The following is a 16,821-nucleotide window of genomic DNA, read 5'->3' as shown; positions in this document are numbered from 1 at the left end:
AAGCCGCTGTACGGGAGCAGCCTGGCCACCGGCTGGGCGACCCTGCACGGCTACCCCGTGGGCATCCTAGCCAACGCCCAAGGGGTGCTCTTCAGCGAGGAGTCGCAGAAGGCGGCCCAGTTCATCCAGCTCGCCAACCAGCGCGACATCCCGCTGCTCTTCCTGCACAACACCACCGGCTACATGGTCGGCAGGGAGTACGAGCAGGGCGGCATCATCAAGCACGGCGCCATGATGATCAACGCGGTCAGCAATTCCAAGGTGCCCCACCTGTCCGTACTGATGGGCGCCTCCTACGGCGCCGGGCACTACGGCATGTGCGGCCGCGCCTACGACCCGCGCTTCCTCTTCGCCTGGCCCAGCGCCAAGTCCGCCGTCATGGGCCCCCAGCAGCTCGCGGGCGTGCTGTCCATCGTCGCCCGCCAGTCCGCCGCCGCGAAGGGGCAGCCCTACGACGACGAGGCCGACGCCGCCCTGCGCGCGATGGTCGAGCAGCAGATCGAGTCCGAGTCCCTGCCGAAGTTCCTGTCCGGGCGCCTGTACGACGACGGCGTCATCGACCCGCGCGACACCCGAACCGTCCTCGGCCTGTGCCTGTCCGCGATCCACACCGCCCCCTACGAGGGCGTGCGCGGCGGCTTCGGCGTCTTCCGGATGTGAGGCCAAGTGATCACCACCGTTCTTGTCGCCAACCGGGGCGAGATCGCCTGCCGGATCTTCCGCACCTGCCGTGAGCTGGGCATCCGCACCGTCGCGGTGCACTCGGACGCCGACGCGAATGCCCTGCACGCACGGTTGGCCGACGCCGCCGTACGGCTGCCCGGAGCGGCGCCCGCCGAGACCTATCTGCGCGCCGACCTGATCGTCAGGGCCGCGCTCGCCTCCGGCGCCGACGCGGTGCACCCCGGCTACGGCTTCCTCTCCGAGAACGCCGACTTCGCGCGCGCGGTCCTCGACGCGGGACTCCTGTGGATCGGCCCGCCCCCGGGGGCCATCGAGGCGATGGCGTCCAAGACCCGCGCCAAGGAACTGCTGGGGATCGCGCCCCTGCGGGAGGTCACCGAGGCCGACCTGCCCGTCCTGGTCAAGGCGGCCGCGGGCGGCGGCGGACGCGGAATGCGCGTCGTCAGGCGCCTGGCGGACCTGGACGCGGAGCTCACCGCCGCACGCGCGGAGGCGCTCGCGGCCTTCGGTGACGACGAGGTGTTCGTCGAGCCGTACGTCGAGGACGGCCGGCACGTCGAGGTGCAGATCCTCGCCGACACCCACGGCACCGTGTGGGCCCTCGGCACCCGCGACTGCTCCCTCCAACGCCGCCACCAGAAGGTCGTCGAGGAGGCCCCGGCCCCGGGCCTGACACGCGAACTGACGGAGTTCCTCTACGAGACGGCCGTACGCGCCGCCCGGTCCGTCGGCTACGCCGGCGCCGGCACGGTCGAGTTCCTGGTCGCCGACGACACGGCGCACTTCCTGGAGATGAACACCCGCCTTCAGGTGGAACACCCGGTCACGGAGGCCGTCTTCGGCATCGACCTGGTGGCCCTCCAGCTGAGGATCGCCGAGGGCCATGCCCTGGACACCGACCCTCCGCCGGCACGCGGCCACGCCGTCGAGGCCCGCCTGTACGCCGAGGACCCGTCCCGGGACTGGGCCCCGCAGACCGGCACCCTCCACCGCCTCGACGCCCCCGACGGCATCCGCCTGGACACCGGCTACACCGGCGGCGACGAGATCGGCGTCCACTACGACCCCATGATCGCCAAGGCCGTCGCCCACGCCCCCACGCGCGCGGAAGCCATCCGCAAACTCGCCGGCGCCCTCGAACGCACCATAATCCACGGACCGGCCACCAACCGCGACCTCCTGATCCGCTCCCTGCGGCACAAGGAGTTCACGACGGCCCGCATGGACACGGGCTTCTACGCCCGCCACCTTGAGGAACTCACCGAACCCGCCCCCGACCCGCACGCCCCCCTGGCCGCCGCGCTCGCCGACGCCGCCGGCCGCAGCCGCTTCGGCGCCTGGCGCAACGTCCCCTCCCAGCCCCAGACCAAGCGCTACACCATGGCCGGCGAGGAACACGAGGCCCACTACCGGCACACCCGCGAGGGCCTCACGGCGGAAGGCGTCCGCGTCGTCCACGCCCGCGCCGACGAAGTCGTACTCGAAGTGGACGGAGTGCGACGGAGGTTCGCGGTCGCACGCTACGGCGACCAGGTCCACGTCAACGCCACCCGCCTCACCGCCCTGCCCCGCTTCCCCGACCCCACCCCCCAGCACGCCCCGGGCTCCCTCCTCGCCCCCATGCCGGGCACGGTCGTACGCGTCGCCGAGGGCCTCACCGAGGGCGCCGTCGTGACGGCCGGGCAGCCCCTGATCTGGCTGGAGGCGATGAAGATGCAGCACCAGATCTCGGCACCCGCCGCCGGCACGCTCACCGCTCTGCACGCCGAGCCGGGACAGCAGGTGGAGCCGGGCCTGCTGCTGGCGGTGGTGCAGCCGACGTGAGGGCCGCGGGACCGCATGGAACATGCGGCTCCGCCGCGTGAGCGCGATCAACCACACTCGACCCGCACACGGAGGTCCGCATGACCACCCTCATCGAATCCGCGGAGCACAAGGCACTGCGCGCCGCCGTGGCCGCACTCGGCAAGCGCTACGGCCGCGACTACCTCGTCCGCACCGTCGCCGAAGGCAAGCCCCTCACCGAACTCTGGGCCGACGCCGGGAAGCTCGGCTACCTCGGCGTCAGCCTCCCGGAGGAGTACGGCGGCGGAGGCGGCGGCATAGCCGAACTCTCCATCGTCCTCGAAGAGCTGGGCGCCGCCGGATCCCCCCTCCTCATGCTGGTCGTCTCACCCGCCATCTGCGGCACCGTCATCGCCCGCTTCGGCACCGACGCCCAGAAACGGCACTGGCTGCCCCAAATCGCCGACGGAACCCGGCTCATGGCCTTCGGCATCACCGAACCCGACGCCGGCTCCAACAGCCACCGCATCACCACCACGGCCCGGCGGGACGGCGCCGACTGGCTCCTCACCGGCCGGAAGGTGTTCATCTCCGGCGTCGACATGGCCGACGCCGTCCTCATCGTCGGCCGCACCGAGGACGCCCGCACCGGCAACCTCAAGCCCTGCCTGTTCATCGTCCCGACTGACGCCGAGGGCTTCCAGAAGCGGCCCATCGACATGGAACTCAACGCCGCGGAGAAGCAGTTCGAGCTCACCCTGGACGACGTACGTCTGCCCGCCGACGCACTGGTCGGCGACGAGGACGCCGGCCTGCTGCAACTGTTCGCCGGCCTCAACCCCGAACGCATCATGACCGCCGCCTTCGCGATCGGCATGGGCCGCCACGCCCTCGCCAGGGCCATCGACTACGCACGTGAACGCACCGTCTGGAAGTCGCCCATCGGCGCCCACCAGGCCATCGCCCACCCTCTCGCCCAGGCCCACATCGACCTCGAACTCGCCCGTCTGATGATGCAGAAGGCGGCCCACCTCTACGACGCGGGCGACGACATCGGCGCGGGCGAGGCCGCCAACATGGCCAAGTACGCGGCGGGTGAGGCCTGCGTGAAAGCCGTCGACCAGGCCGTGCACACCCTCGGCGGCAACGGCCTCACCCGCGAGTTCGGCCTCGCCTCACTGATAACGGCCTCGCGCGTGGCTCGTATCGCACCGGTGAGCCGGGAGATGATTCTCAACTACGTGTCCCACCAGACCCTCGGCCTGCCCAAGTCGTACTGAGCCGCACCGCTTGGAGGAACCGTGTTCCGCAGCGCGTACGCCGACGTCCCGCCCGTAGAACTTCCCATCCACGACGCCGTCCTGGGCCACGCCGCCGACTTCGGCGACCTGCCGGCCCTTGTCGACGGCACCGACGGCACCACCCTCTCCTACGAGCAGGTGGACCGGTTCCACCGGCGGATCGCCGCCGCGCTCGCCGACGCCGGCGTCCGCAAGGGCGACGTCCTCGCCCTGCACAGCCCGAACACCATCGCCTTCCCCACGGCGTTCTACGCCGCCACGCGCGCGGGCGCCGCCGTCACCACCGCGCACCCGCTCGCCACCGCCGACGAGTTCGCCAAACAACTGCGCGACTCGGCAGCCCGCTGGATCGTCACCGTCTCGCCGCTGCTGGAGACCGCCCGCAGAGCCTCCGAACTCGCGGGCGGCGTCCAGGAGATCTTCGTCTGCGACAGCGCGCCCGGCCACCGCTCACTGATCGACATGCTCGCCTCCGCCGCCCCCGAACCGCGGATCGCCATCGACCCCACCGAGGACGTGGCCGCCCTCCCCTACTCCTCCGGCACCACCGGCATCCCCAAAGGCGTGATGCTCACCCACCGCCAGATCGCCACCAACCTCGCCCAACTCCACCCAGCGGTCTCCGCGGGACCCGGCGACCGCATCCTCGCCGTACTGCCCTTCTTCCACATATACGGCCTCACCGCCCTGATGAACGCCCCCCTCAGAGTCGGCGCCACCGTCGTCGTACTGCCCCGCTTCGACCTGGAGCAGTTCCTCGCCGCCATCCAGAACCACCGCATCACGGGCCTCTACGTCGCCCCACCCATCGTCCTCGCCCTCGCCAAACACCCCGCGGTCGCGCGGTACGACCTGTCGTCCCTGAAGTACGTCATCAGCGCCGCCGCCCCCCTCGACGCGAACCTCGCCGCCGCCTGCTCCCAGCGGCTCGGCCTGCCGCCCGTCGGCCAGGCCTACGGCATGACCGAACTCTCCCCGGGCACCCACGTCGTCCCCCTGGACGCCATGGCCGACGCCCCGCCCGGCACCGTCGGCCGGCTCATCGCCGGCACCGAGATGCGCATCGTCTCCCTCGACGACCCCGGAAAGGACCTCGGCACCGGCGAACCCGGCGAGATCCTCATCCGCGGCCCCCAGGTCATGAAGGGCTACCTCGGCCGCCCCGACGACACCGCCGCGATGATCGACGCCGACGGCTGGCTGCACACCGGGGACGTCGGACACGTCGACGCCGACGGCTGGCTCTTCGTCGTGGACCGCGTCAAGGAGCTGATCAAGTACAAGGGCTTCCAGGTTGCCCCCGCCGAACTGGAGGCCCTGCTCCTCACCCACCCGGGCATCGCCGACGCCGCCGTCATAGGCGTCTACGACGACGACGGGAACGAGATCCCGCGCGCCTACGTCGTCCGCCAGCCCACCGCGCCCGACCTCACCGAGAACGAGGTCATGATGCACGTCGCCGAACGCGTCGCCCCCTACAAACGCGTCCGCCAGGTCACCTTCGTCGCCGGCGTCCCCCGCGCCGCCTCCGGCAAGATACTGCGCCGCCAACTCCGGGAGAACGCGTGACCCTGATCGGCCGCACCCGCGCCCGGGGAGTCGAGACCCTCACCCTCGACTCCCCGGCCAACCGCAACGCCCTCTCGGCCGCCCTCGTCGGCGAACTCGCCGACGCGCTGACCGACTGCGGCAAGGACGGCGACGTCCGCGCCGTCCTCCTCACCCACACCGGCAACACCTTCTGCGCCGGCGCCGACCTGCGCGACCCACCCGACCCGGACGCCCTCGTGAACCTGCTCCGGCAGATCACCGAACTGCCCCGCCCCGTCGTCGCCCGCGTCACCGGACACGTGCGCGCCGGCGGCCTCGGCCTGCTCGGCGCCTGCGACATCGCCGCCGCCTCCACCACCGCCACCTTCGCCTTCACCGAGGTGCGCATCGGCGTCGCGCCCGCCGTCATCTCCCTGCCGCTGCTGCCCCGCACCGACCCGCGCGCCCTGGCCCGCTACTACCTCACCGGCGAACGCTTCGACGCCGCCGAGGCGGCCCGCATCGGCCTGCTCACCGCCACCGGCGACGACCCCGACGCCGTACTCGAACCGATCCTCGACGGCCTGCGGCGCTCCTCGCCGCAAGCCCTGTCCGAGACGAAACGGCTGCTCACGGCTAAGGTGCTGCAGACGTTCGACCGGGACGCGGCCCCGCTGACCGCCCTCTCGGCCCGGATGTTCGCCTCCGCCGACGCCCGCGAGGGCATGACAGCCTTCCTCGAACGACGGGATCCCCCATGGGTGCTGTGAACCCGGCCGGCGCGGCCGGCACGGTCACGACGGTGACCGCCGGGGACCGCGCCGACCGCGTACCCAAGCAGGACCGCAGCCGCGCCACCCGGCAACGGCTCCTCGAAGCCGCCGTGGCCTGCCTCGCCGAACACGGCTGGGCAGGCTCCACCGTCACCGTCGTAGCCGAACGCGCCGGCGTCTCCCGCGGCGCCGCCCAGCACCACTTCCCGACCCGCGAGGACCTCTTCACCGCCGCCGTCGAGTACGTCGCCGAGGAACGCTCCGACGCCCTGCGCGCTCTCTTCCCGCAGGGCGCGGCAGGCGACCGCGAAGAGATGGTCCGCGCCCTCGTCGACCTCTTCACGGGCCCGCTCTTCCGCGCCGCCCTCCACCTCTGGGTCGCCGCCTCCAACGAGGACCAGCTCCGCCCCCGCGTCACCGAACTGGAGGCCCGCGTCGGCCGCGAGACCCACCGCATAGCCGTCGACCTCCTCGCCGCCGACGAAACCCGCCCCGGCGTCCGCGAGACCGTCCAGGGACTCCTCGACATGGCCCGCGGTCTCGGCCTCGCCAACCTCCTCACCGACGACGCGGGGCGCCGTGAACGGGTCGTGGCACAGTGGGCCGCGTTGCTGGACGAGGCGCTCGGCTGAACCGGAGGCCGCGCCCCAGGCCCGGCGACCTCACGGACTGAGCCGCTCGACCCGCCAGCCGCCGTCCGGCCTCGACGTGTACCGCAGACGGTCGTGCAGGCGGTTCTCCCGGCCCTGCCAGAACTCCACCGTCCGCGGCGCCACCCGGAAACCACCCCAGTGCACCGGCACCGGAACCTGCTCACCCTCCGGATAGCGGGCCGCGAGGTCGGCGTACGAGGCCTCGAGCTCGGCCCGCGAGCCGATCACCGACGACTGGGCGCTCGCCCACGCACCGAGCTGCGAACCGTGCGGACGGGTGCGGAAGTACGCGGCGGTCTCGTCCCGGCCGGTGCGCCGCGCCACGCCCGTCACGATCACCTGGCGGGCCATCGTGTACCAGGGGAACAGCAGCGAGACGTGCGGGTTCCCGGCGAGATCGCCCGCCTTGCGGGAGTCGTAGTTCGTGTAGAAGACGAAGCCCGCGTCGTCGAAGTGCTTCAGCAGCACCGTCCGGGAACTCGGCCGGCCCTCCGCGTCCGCCGTCGAGACCACCATCGCGTTCGGCTCGAACAGCCGGCCCTCCGTCGCGGCCTGCTTGAACCACCGCGCGAACTGCTCCACCGGCGTGGCGGCCAGCTCGGACTCGGACAGCCCCTCCGCCCGGTAGTGCTTGCGCATCGCGGCGGGATCGGGCGCAGCGGGGACGGCGTGTTCGTCGGTCACCCGGTCATCTTGCCGTATACACGCCGGGCCGTCGGTATGGTGGCGTTCGTCACGCAGTGGCACTGAGTGCCGTCACCTCTCCCCAAGGGTGGCACCCGGGGATATCGTGCAGATGCCGTTCTGTTGGGTGACCGCCCGTCCCACGGGGCATCACCCCCATGACCGCCCAGGACCGCGAGTCCGCAACCGACCGTGGATCCTCCGGGCGATCACCCGTTTCCACACCTGAAACACGGTCACCACAACCCGCTCAACCGGTCACCCCGTCACCACTGGCCACACGCTCGCACCCGATCACCCGATCACAGTCGGCAAGCCGGCACCACCGGCACCACCGGCACGGCACCACCGGCCACACCCGCACACACACGGGGTGCCGCACCACTCCCGTGGCCCACAACCGCCTGTCGTACACATCCGAGGAGCCGCCTGATGTCCTTCGTACCCGGACTCGAGGGAGTCGTCGCGTTCGAGACGGAGATCGCCGAACCGGACAAGGAGGGCGGCGCCCTCCGGTACCGGGGCGTCGACATCGAGGACCTGGTCGGTCAGGTCTCGTTCGGCAACGTCTGGGGCCTGCTCGTCGACGGCGCCTTCAACCCCGGCCTGCCGCCCGCCGAGCCCTTCCCCATCCCCGTGCACTCCGGCGACATCCGCGTCGACGTCCAGTCCGCCCTCGCCATGCTCGCACCCGTCTGGGGCCTCAAACCCCTCCTCGACATCGACGCCGAACAGGCCCGCGAGGACCTCGCCCGCGCCGCCGTCATGGCCCTCTCCTACGTCGCCCAGTCCGCCCGCGGCCAGGGCCGCCCCATGGTCCCCCAGAGCGAGATCGACAAGGCCGGAACCGTCGTCGAACGCTTCATGATCCGCTGGCGCGGCGAGCCCGACCCCAAGCACGTCGCCGCCGTCGACGCCTACTGGACCAGCGCCGCCGAACACGGCATGAACGCCTCCACTTTCACCGCCAGGGTCATCGCCTCCACCGGCGCCGACGTCGCGGCGGCCCTCTCCGGCGCCGTGGGAGCCATGAGCGGCCCCCTCCACGGCGGCGCCCCCTCCCGCGTGCTCGGCATGATCGAGGAGATCGAACGCACCGGCGACGCCGAGGCTTACGTCAAGCAGGCCCTCGACAAGGGCGAACGCCTCATGGGCTTCGGCCACCGCGTCTACCGCGCCGAGGACCCCCGCGCCCGTGTCCTGCGCCGCACCGCCCGCGAACTCGGCGCCCCCCGCTTCGAGATCGCCGAGGCCCTGGAGAAGGCGGCCCTGGAGGAACTCCACAACCGCCGCCCGGACCGGATCCTGGCCACGAACGTCGAGTTCTGGGCGGCCATCATGCTCGACTTCGCCGAGGTCCCCGCCCACATGTTCACGTCCATGTTCACCTGCGCCCGCACGGCCGGCTGGTCCGCCCACATCCTCGAACAGAAGCGCACGGGCCGCCTGGTCCGCCCCTCCGCCCGCTACATGGGCCCGGGGCCCCGCGACCCCCGCTCCGTCGAGGGCTTCGACGACATCGCCCGCTGACCCCGCGAAGGCCCCACGCAGACGACCCGCGAGCCTGGTTCCTCCAAGGAGGAGCCGGCCGGACGTACCGGCGACTCGCGGGTCGGGTGACTGCTTGAGACTGGGCCGGCTGCGTGCATGTCGCACACGCTGGTCCGGCACCGCACTTCGTGTGGTGACGGGCCGCTAGCCCGCAGCCACCTCTTCCGTCCGGTATGCATACATCTGCCGAACCACCTCCCTTCCGAAGTACCTGCAACCCTAAGAACCGCTCGGCCACCCTTCAACCGTTTTTTTCGAGAAGACGGCGGCCTGGGGACGCGCGCGTGCTGGGTGCCGGGGTGGTGGAGACCTGTGTTCTGGCGGCCAACGCGGACGGTCCGCGCTTCGCCGAGTCGCGTGGGTTCGCCGAGGTTGACCGGTATGTGCTCCCGGGGGGCCGGGACGAGTGGGTTGACCTGCGGCTTTCGGTCATCGAGAGTTAGTGGGCGGTTGTCCCTCGGGTGTCGTGCGGTTTCCGCCGCACAACGATTCCCGCAATCTTGCGGGAACCATATGTGGGCTGCGTCACGTTCGAGTTGAATGATGGCAAGTGAACGAACCGACGCGCCGCTCGTACTGACGCAGCCTGCAGGGGGTCCAGGTGAGTGCTTCCCGGCGTAGTGGGACCACGGACGAACTCGGACCGGACGAGCCCGGTCCCGAGGGACCCGACGGCCCGGAGGGGCCCGAGGGTCCGGACGGACCTGAGGGTTCGGGTGGTTCGGATCTGCTTGCCGCCCTGCTGGACGGCATGGACGCGGCGCTGTGCGCTTTCGACGCCGACGGCGTCGTGACGCACTGGAACCGCGAGGCCGAGCGCATTCTCGGCTGGACGGCGGAGGAGGCGGTGGGCCGGCCCGGCTTCGCCGGGTGGGCGGTGCGCAGCGCCGACGCCGAGGAGGTCGAGGGGCGGCTGCTGTCCGCCATGAACGCGCCGGGCCGCCAGGTGCACGAGTTCGCGTTGCTGACGAAGGACGGCGGGCGGGTGCTCGTGCGGACGCAGTCGGCGGCGGTGCGGGGGCCGGACGGCAAGCCCGCGGGCGTGTACTGCGCGTTCAGCGAGGTGCACGCCCAGATCGACCTCGAGCGGTCCATCGCGCTGAGCGAGGCGTTGTTCGAGGACGCGAGCTGGGGTGTCGTCCTGGTCGACGCGGATCTGCGTCCCGCGGTGGTGAACGCGCACGCGGCCCGCGCGCTGGGTATCGGGCGTACGTCCGTGCTGGGGCGGCCGCTGGGTGAGCTGCTGGCGCAGGGTGTGGAGGAACTGGAGAGCGCGCTCACGCATGTGCTGGGTGAGGGTGCGCCGCCGGCTCCGGCCGAGATCTGGGTGAGTGTGCGCACACCGGAGGGCGAGAAGCGGCGTTGCTGGCGCAGTGGGTTCCTGCGGCTGGCCTCGCCGCTGGCGGAGGAGCCTGTTCCGCTCGGCGTGGGCTGGCTGTTCCAGGACGTGACGGAGGCCAAGCAGGGCGAGCAGGAGGCGGCGCTGCTCCGGTTCCGCAGCAATCAGCTGCACCGTGCGGCCCGTACGGCCGCCGACTGCGAGGATCCGGCGGAGGCGGCGACGGTCCATCTCGATTTCGCGCTGGCCGGGTTCGCGGACCACGCGCTGATCGACCGGGTGGCGGGCGGCGCGCTGTCCGACGCGGAGTCGGTGGGGCCGGTCCGGCTGGTACGGGTGGCGGGCACGCCGTCGGGCGCGCCGGGGCCGAGCCTGCTCTCGGGGCACGCGGGGCTGCCGACGCGGTACGGCGAGGGGCATCCGGCGTTGCAGTGCGTGGAGCGGATCGGCACCGTGCGGGCCAGTGTCGGCAGTGTGTCGGCCGAGCAGGCGCGCGCGTGGGCGGTGTCCCGTCAGTGGCCGGCGGACTCGGTGCACGCGCTGTGCGCGGTGCTGCGCAGCCGGGGCCGGACGCTGGGTGTCGTGACGTTCCTGCGCGGGAGCGGGCGGAGCGCCTTCGAGCGTTCGGACACGGTGTACGCCGAGGACGTGGCCGTGCGTATCGCGACGGCGCTGGACCTGGCGGGGCTCGTGGGGGAGCGCCGCGACTGAGTGGGGCCCGGATCGGAGCAGGCCGGGGTTCAGTGCCGGTAGAAGATCCGGTCCCCGTACTCCTCCAGCACCCGCCCGTTCCAGTCGTGGCCGCCGTCGACGTTGCCGGAGCGCAGCAGCGGGGGCTCGATGCCTCGCTCGGCGAGGTCCACGGCGGCCGTGGCCGTGACGGCCTGGAGGAGGGCCGCGGTCACCACCGTGGAGGCGGGGGCGAAGGGGGCGGGGACGGCGTCGTGGGTGAGTTCCGCGTCACCGACGGCGATCTTCGAGTCGAGGACGATGTCGCAGTGGTCCTTGAGGTACGTCCCGGAGGAGTGCCGTGACGACGTCTCGGTGGCGTACGCGACGGAGGTCACACCGATCACCCGGACGCCGAGGGCGCGGGCCTTGAGCGCCATCTCGACGGGGAGGGCGTTGCGGCCGGACAGGGAGATGATCACGAGGGCGTCGCCCGCGCGCAGCGGTGAGGAGTCCAGGACGGCGGTGGCGAGGCCGTCGACGCGCTCCAGGGCGGAGCCGAGCGTGGCGGGCATGACGTCGACGCCGACGACGCCCGGCACGACCAGCAGGTTCATCAGCGCGAGCCCGCCCGCGCGGTAGACGACGTCCTGCGCGGCGAGCGAGGAGTGCCCGGCGCCGAAGGCGAAGAGCCGGCCCCCGGAGGCGACGGTGTCGGCGAGGAGCGTGCCGGCGGCGGCGACGGTCTCGGCCTCCTCCGCGCGGACGCGCTGCAGCAGACCGATCGCGGCGTCGAGGTACTGGTCGGCCGGCGTGCTGTCGCCCATGTGAGCTCCTTCGCTCCGCTGTCACGCTCTCGCAGTGTGTCGCGGATCACGGTGCGGTCTGGACCAGTGGGATGTCAATACGGGGATGGTGGCGGCGTTCGGGCCGCGCGCCCCACGGTCACGTATCAGCATGTAGCCCCCTGGTTTCGCCGCCGCGGCACGGTTGTCGGTGGTATCCGGCAGAATTGAGGCCAGGGCCAGCGCACGCGCCGGAGAGCGGTCGAGCCTCCGGCAGAGCTAATCAAGGGGCACGTATGTCCGGACTGATCGACACCACGGAGATGTATCTCCGCACCATCCTCGAGCTCGAGGAGGAAGGTGTGGTCCCCATGCGTGCCCGCATCGCCGAGCGGCTGGACCAGAGCGGGCCGACGGTGAGCCAGACGGTGGCGCGCATGGAGCGCGACGGTCTGGTGTCCGTGGCCAGCGACAGGCACCTGGAGCTCACGGACGAGGGCCGCAGGCTGGCGACGCGGGTGATGCGCAAGCACCGCCTCGCGGAGTGCCTGCTCGTCGACGTGATCGGCCTGGAGTGGGAGCAGGTGCACGCCGAGGCCTGCCGCTGGGAGCACGTGATGAGCGAGGCGGTGGAGCGCCGGGTGCTGGAGTTGCTGCGCCACCCCACCGAGTCGCCGTACGGCAACCCGATCCCGGGCCTGGAGGAGCTGGGCGAGAAGGACGGCGCCGATCCGTTCCTGGACGAGGGCATGGTCTCGCTGGCCGACCTCGACCCGGGTCTGGAGGGCAAGACCGTCGTCGTACGCCGTATCGGTGAGCCGATCCAGACGGACGCGCAGCTGATGTACACGCTGCGGCGGGCGGGTGTGCAGCCCGGTTCGGTGGTGAGCGTGACGGAGTCGGCGGGCGGCGTCCTGGTGGGCAGCGGCGGCGAGGCGGCCGAACTGGAGTCGGACGTGGCCTCCCACGTCTTCGTGGCCAAGCGCTGACCCGGGGGCCTGCGGGGCGCGCGACGCGCCGAGCTCCCCGCTCGCCGGGTTGCACTGGCCGATCTCTCAACTCCCGGACGGCGGGGGGCATTTGCGCGCTGTCGTCGGCCTCGGCGGGGACGGGCAGCCGTCTCTTGCCGATCTCGTCGAATCCTGGACTCGGTGTGCCGAATCGCAGCGCCGGGCCGTCCGGCGTGCCAGGCTGTCGCCTGAGCGGAGGGTCTGAGGGGCGGGGTGGGATGTGCCGGAGTCGTGTGGAGGGCCCCGGCGCCGTGTGGCGCCGGGGCCTGTCCTCCCCTGTTCTGACCCGGAGCCCCGAGCTCCCAGGGTCATCCCCCTCGGACCGTTTTTCCCCGAGCGGTCCGCCTCCCGCTGAAGATCTCCCCTGGGGCGCCGGGATCATTCCTGCCATGGCGTCACTCAAACGAGGGGTGTTGCCCGCAGAAAGCCCATTCTCGAATGTCCATTCGATAGTCTGCCGGGGCAGAACCCGTCCTGTGGGGCGCGTGGTACGACCAGTAGGACAAGTTGAGCCAGTAGAGCCAGCAGGGGTAGTAGAGCCGTAGGGCGAACAGCACGGCTAGCACAGGTACGAGCGGGTCCGAGCGGAGCTTGGGGGGTGCCGGCACCAATGGCGCGACGCATCGACGTGACCGGGGCGGGCGGCGTACGACTGGCGGCCTGGGAGTACGGAGACCCGCCCAAATCCGGCCCTGACCCGGCGACGCCCGACCCCGGCCCCGGTCTCCTGGCCGGCGGTTCCGACCCCTCGCCCGGCGTGCTGTTACTGCACGGCCTGATGGGCCGCGCCTCGCACTGGGCCTCCACCGCCCGCTGGCTGTCCGGACGCCACCGCGCCGTAGCGCTGGACCAGCGCGGCCACGGCCAGAGCGAGAAGCCCCCGCAGGCCGCGTACACCCGTGAGGCGTACGTCGACGACGCCGAGGCCGCCCTCGAACAGCTCGGCCTCACCCCCGCCGTCCTGATCGGCCACGCCATGGGCGCGCTCACCGCCTGGCAGCTCGCCGCCAAACGCCCCGACCTGGTCAGCGGCGTGATCATCTGCGACATGCGGGCCTCCGCCCTCGGCGCCGCCTCGCAGCGCGAGTGGGCCGGCTGGTTCGCGTCCTGGCCCGTCCCCTTCGCCACCCTGGCCGACGTGCGCAAGTGGTTCGGCGAGGACGACCCCTGGGTGGAGCGGCCGAATCCGGCCCGAGGCACGTTCTACGCCGAGGTGATGCACGAGTCGCCGGACGGCTGGCGGCCCGTCTTCGACATCGAGAAGATGCTGAAGTCCCGCGAGACCTGGGTGTACGACGCCCACTGGGACGAGCTGGCGCAGGTGCGCTGCCCCGCCCTGGTCGTCCGTGGCCTGGACGGCGAGCTCGGCCGGGCAGAGGCCCAGGAGATGGTGCGTGTCCTGCCGCGCGGGCAGTACGCCGAGGTGGCCGACGCCGGCCATCTCGTCCACTACGACCAGCCGGAGGCGTGGCGCGCGGCGATCGAGCCGTTCCTGGAGTCGGCGTTCGGTGCGTGACGGGCGCCGAGGCCCCCGGCGACGCCGGGGTCACTTCCCCGTGACCGTCAGGAACCCCACCGCCCCGGTCGTCACCAGCATCACCCCGAGCAGGCACCAGCGCCGGGCGGTGTGCAGGGCCGCGCGGATCTGCCAGACGTGGGTCATGGCGAGCAGCCATCGCACGTACGGATCGGTGCGGGCGACGTTGGCGCGGGCGCGGGCCAGGTGACGGCCGAGCAGCTCGCGTCGGTGCGGGTCGGGTTCGGCGGTGATCGCGCGCTGGATGTTCGCGGCGACGGTGCGGTGCCGCAGCAGGTCGTCCACGCCGGTGGCGGCGGAGCCGAAGAAGTCCGAGGGCGCGGCGTCGATCAGCTCTCGCAGGCCGCGCACGGCCGGGTCGGCGAGCGTGGCCGTCGTGGTCACCGGCGGCTCCAGCACCCGGCTGACCTGCCAGACGGCGAGGGCGACGCCGCTCAGGGCGAGGAGCAGGGCGGCGCCGGCGACCAGCGCGTCACCGAGCCCGTGCACCTTGCCCACGGCGACCAGCGGTCCGGCCCCGATCAACGCGGCCCCGACCGCCCCGAACGCGGCGATCATCCACCGCGCCGCCGCCCGCAGCTCGGGCACGGCGTCGAGGGGGGAGGGCAGCGCGTCGAACGGGGTCGCCGGGACGCCCGGGGCTCCCTCGGGGGGCGACGGCACGGTCACGTCGCACCGTCGCCGCGACCCGGGGCGCCGGACGCAGGCCCGTCGTGAGCGTCGTGATCCCCGGTGTGCGGCGACCACCCGTCGTCACCGTGCCGGCTCACCGCGTGCGGTGGTGCCCCCTCGTCCTCCGGTACGTCCGGATACGGCGTCCAGTGCGCCCCGTCGAAGTACTCCAGCGAGCCGTCCGGTCCGAGCCGCACGTCGTTCAGCTGGGGTTCCTCCATCACGTGCCCCCTCCCTCCCGCACCGTTCCTCTCAACCCACCCTTCCCCTCGATCCCGCCCAGGCACCGCAGCACCGCGCCCACCACCGCCCGTTGCGCCGGCTCCCGCAACCGCCCCGCGAGGCCGGGGTCGCGGCTCCCGGCGAGTATCTCCTCCAGCACCGGGGCCAGCGCGCGCAGGGCGGGGTCGGTGTGGAAGGCCTCGAGGGTGGCGCGGTTGGCGTCGGCGGTCTCCGCGTGGCCGGCGGCCGTGGCCACGAAGTTGCCCAGGGCCAGGCCCAGATGCATCACGGGCCACAGCTCGGCGGCGACGGCCTCCTCGCCGCGCAGCGCCCCGAGAGCGCGCCGGGCCACGTCCGCGTCCAGCGGTCCCAGCCCGGCCGCCACCGCGGGGTCACGCTCCCCGTCGAGGATGCGCCGCAGGACGCCGGTCAGTGCCTCGAACCGTGGCGCCATCGCCCCGTACCGCTCGAGATGCTGACGCAGCTTCACCCCGGCCGCGCTGTTGCCGCGCTCGGCGGAGACGAGGGCCGCGACCGCCGGCTCCCACACCATGCGCCACGCCGCTTCCGCCTGCGCGCCCCGGTCGGAATCCTCGTGGGCCTCGCGGACCAGCTGCGCCAGCACCTCTCGCACCCGGCCGTCCTCCGGCGCCGTCCGGTCGAGCAGCCGGCCCAGGTCCACCCCGGGAACCCGCCCCACGCGCGCGTACAGCGCCTCGGGACTCCCGGGCAGGCGGGCGTCCGCCCCGAACTCGCGCAGGTCACCCACGACCGCGCCGAGGCCGTCGGCCGTCCGGCCGCCGGTGAGGACTCCCAGAAGTGCCCCGGCGAGGTGGTGGGCGACGGCACCGGAGCCGTCCCGCGCGTGGGAGTGCAGATAGGTGCCGAAGTTGGTGTGGCCGACGGCGACGGCCGAGGGGACGCCCGCGCGATAGGCGTACCGCAGACAGTCCCGACCCCGGGCGAGCGCCACCTCGCCGCGCCCGCGCGCGTCCTCGACGTGGGCGAGCGCGCCGAACACCTCGCCCAGGTGCAGATCGTCGGCGGCGGCCTCGAAGACCTCCCGGCACTCCTCCAGCAGTGCCAGCGCCTCGTGGGCGCGGCCGAGCCGCAGCAGGGGCATGTACGCCGGGAAGCGGGCCCGGGCGACTTCGGCGGCCGGTGCGCCACGGCCCGCCGTGGACGCGCACAGCTCGGCGTCGTACTCCAGAGCCGTCCGCCACTGTCCGGCGTCCACCGCGCCCCGCTGGGCGGTGTCGCACAGTTCCTCCCAGACCTCCCACCACAGCACGCCCTCGGTGCCCACCCGTCCCCGGGGCAGCTCGCGCATCCGCCGCAGCAGTACGGCCGCCTCGGCCACCACGCGGCCGGACTCACCCTGCTCGACCAGCACGCGCAGCCGGTGCACCTCGCCGAGCAGGCGCGTCCACACGCCGAGTCCGGCCTTGCGCGCGTGGGCGATCTCGGCGTCGGCGAAGGCGAGCGCGTCGGCCGGCCGCCCGGTGCGCAGACACAGCCCCGCCAGCGAACCGGCCGCCGTGGCGGCCGCCGTGTGGTCCTCGTGCTCCAGCGCCGTGGCCAGGGCCGCCCGCGCCTGCCGCTCGGCCGCCGCCGGGTCGGTCGCCC

General features: G+C 72.7%; 14 protein-coding genes and 1 pseudogene. 10 read left to right on the top strand and 5 right to left on the bottom strand.

Features of this window, described 5'->3' with window-relative positions; translation table 11 throughout:
* From AB0O67_RS30955 to AB0O67_RS30930, 6 genes are all read left to right on the top strand, one after another.
* A partial coding sequence (locus tag AB0O67_RS30955; RefSeq protein ID WP_365457197.1) for a carboxyl transferase domain-containing protein occupies positions 1-660 on the top strand: 660 nt, incomplete at its 5' end.
* 6 nt (positions 661-666) lie between these two features.
* The gene (locus AB0O67_RS30950) at positions 667-2,508 is read left to right on the top strand and encodes a biotin carboxylase N-terminal domain-containing protein (protein ID WP_365457194.1); all 1,842 of its coding nucleotides are present in this window, start codon (positions 667-669) and stop codon (positions 2,506-2,508) included.
* Between the two features lie 80 nt (positions 2,509-2,588).
* Positions 2,589-3,749, top strand: a complete 1,161-nt coding sequence (locus AB0O67_RS30945; RefSeq protein WP_365457191.1) for an acyl-CoA dehydrogenase family protein — start codon at positions 2,589-2,591, stop codon at positions 3,747-3,749.
* A 21-nt stretch (positions 3,750-3,770) separates the two neighbouring features.
* On the top strand, positions 3,771-5,339 hold the full coding sequence (locus AB0O67_RS30940) for a 4-coumarate--CoA ligase family protein (protein WP_365457188.1): 1,569 nt from the start codon (positions 3,771-3,773) through the stop codon (positions 5,337-5,339).
* Entirely contained in the window at positions 5,336-6,070 is a 735-nt protein-coding gene (locus tag AB0O67_RS30935) for an enoyl-CoA hydratase family protein (protein ID WP_365457185.1), read from the top strand. The genes AB0O67_RS30940 and AB0O67_RS30935 overlap by 4 nt, the downstream gene beginning before the upstream one ends.
* Complete coding sequence (locus AB0O67_RS30930; protein ID WP_365457182.1) at positions 6,058-6,705, top strand: TetR/AcrR family transcriptional regulator; 648 nt, start codon at positions 6,058-6,060, stop codon at positions 6,703-6,705. Before AB0O67_RS30935 ends, AB0O67_RS30930 begins: the two co-directional genes overlap by 13 nt.
* A gap of 30 nt (positions 6,706-6,735) precedes the next feature.
* Here the strand turns inward: AB0O67_RS30930 and pdxH are convergent, their stop codons facing one another.
* Positions 6,736-7,410 carry a pyridoxamine 5'-phosphate oxidase gene (gene pdxH / locus AB0O67_RS30925; RefSeq protein WP_365457179.1) on the bottom strand — a complete coding sequence of 225 codons (675 nt, stop codon included), beginning with the start codon at positions 7,408-7,410 and terminating at the stop codon, positions 6,736-6,738.
* 429 nt (positions 7,411-7,839) lie between these two features.
* Here pdxH and AB0O67_RS30920 point away from each other — a divergent pair, with 429 nt between their 5' ends.
* Positions 7,840-8,940, top strand: coding sequence for a citrate synthase 2 (locus AB0O67_RS30920; protein WP_365457200.1), 1,101 nt, complete (start codon positions 7,840-7,842; stop codon positions 8,938-8,940).
* 622 nt (positions 8,941-9,562) lie between these two features.
* A complete protein-coding gene (locus tag AB0O67_RS30915; RefSeq protein ID WP_365457176.1) occupies positions 9,563-11,011 on the top strand; it encodes a PAS domain-containing protein in 1,449 nt (482 codons plus the stop codon).
* Between the two features lie 29 nt (positions 11,012-11,040).
* On the opposite strand, the gene AB0O67_RS30910 is transcribed toward AB0O67_RS30915, so the two are convergent.
* Entirely contained in the window at positions 11,041-11,796 is a 756-nt protein-coding gene (locus tag AB0O67_RS30910) for an SIS domain-containing protein (protein WP_365457173.1), read from the bottom strand.
* A gap of 254 nt (positions 11,797-12,050) precedes the next feature.
* On the opposite strand from AB0O67_RS30910, the gene AB0O67_RS30905 reads away from it, so the two are divergent.
* On the top strand, positions 12,051-12,743 hold the full coding sequence (locus AB0O67_RS30905; protein ID WP_020130217.1) for a metal-dependent transcriptional regulator: 693 nt from the start codon (positions 12,051-12,053) through the stop codon (positions 12,741-12,743).
* 631 nt (positions 12,744-13,374) lie between these two features.
* Complete coding sequence (locus tag AB0O67_RS30900) at positions 13,375-14,280, top strand: alpha/beta hydrolase (protein WP_365457170.1); 906 nt, start codon at positions 13,375-13,377, stop codon at positions 14,278-14,280.
* Positions 14,281-14,310: 30 nt separating this feature from the next.
* Here AB0O67_RS30900 and AB0O67_RS30895 read toward each other — a convergent pair whose 3' ends face one another.
* The 3 genes and pseudogenes from AB0O67_RS30895 to AB0O67_RS30885 all read right to left on the bottom strand — a co-directional run.
* Positions 14,311-14,970, bottom strand: coding sequence for a hypothetical protein (locus tag AB0O67_RS30895; RefSeq protein WP_365457167.1), 660 nt, complete (start codon positions 14,968-14,970; stop codon positions 14,311-14,313).
* Positions 14,967-15,194 carry a hypothetical protein gene (locus AB0O67_RS30890; RefSeq protein ID WP_365457164.1) on the bottom strand — a complete coding sequence of 76 codons (228 nt, stop codon included), beginning with the start codon at positions 15,192-15,194 and terminating at the stop codon, positions 14,967-14,969. Before AB0O67_RS30890 ends, AB0O67_RS30895 begins: the two co-directional genes overlap by 4 nt.
* Positions 15,194-16,821: pseudogene (locus tag AB0O67_RS30885) on the bottom strand (hypothetical protein); the annotation flags it as partial. The gene AB0O67_RS30890 and the pseudogene AB0O67_RS30885, both read right to left, overlap by 1 nt.

The organism is Streptomyces sp. NPDC086077, assembly GCF_040686175.1.
Taxonomy (GTDB): domain Bacteria; phylum Actinomycetota; class Actinomycetes; order Streptomycetales; family Streptomycetaceae; genus Streptomyces.
The sequence above is the reverse complement of the archived record's forward strand: the minus strand, read 5'-3'. Positions and strand labels throughout refer to the sequence as shown.

Excerpts from the sequence above, each read along its gene's own strand:
- AB0O67_RS30945 (WP_365457191.1), top strand. The coding sequence starts at position 2,589 with ATGACCACCCTCATCGAATCCGCGGAGCACAAGGCACTGCGCGCCGCC.
- AB0O67_RS30930 (WP_365457182.1), top strand. The coding sequence starts at position 6,058 with ATGGGTGCTGTGAACCCGGCCGGCGCGGCCGGCACGGTCACGACGGTG.
- AB0O67_RS30910 (WP_365457173.1), bottom strand. The coding sequence starts at position 11,796 with ATGGGCGACAGCACGCCGGCCGACCAGTACCTCGACGCCGCGATCGGT.
- AB0O67_RS30900 (WP_365457170.1), top strand. The coding sequence starts at position 13,375 with ATGGCGCGACGCATCGACGTGACCGGGGCGGGCGGCGTACGACTGGCG.
- AB0O67_RS30905 (WP_020130217.1), top strand. The coding sequence starts at position 12,051 with ATGTCCGGACTGATCGACACCACGGAGATGTATCTCCGCACCATCCTC.
- AB0O67_RS30890 (WP_365457164.1), bottom strand. The coding sequence starts at position 15,194 with ATGGAGGAACCCCAGCTGAACGACGTGCGGCTCGGACCGGACGGCTCG.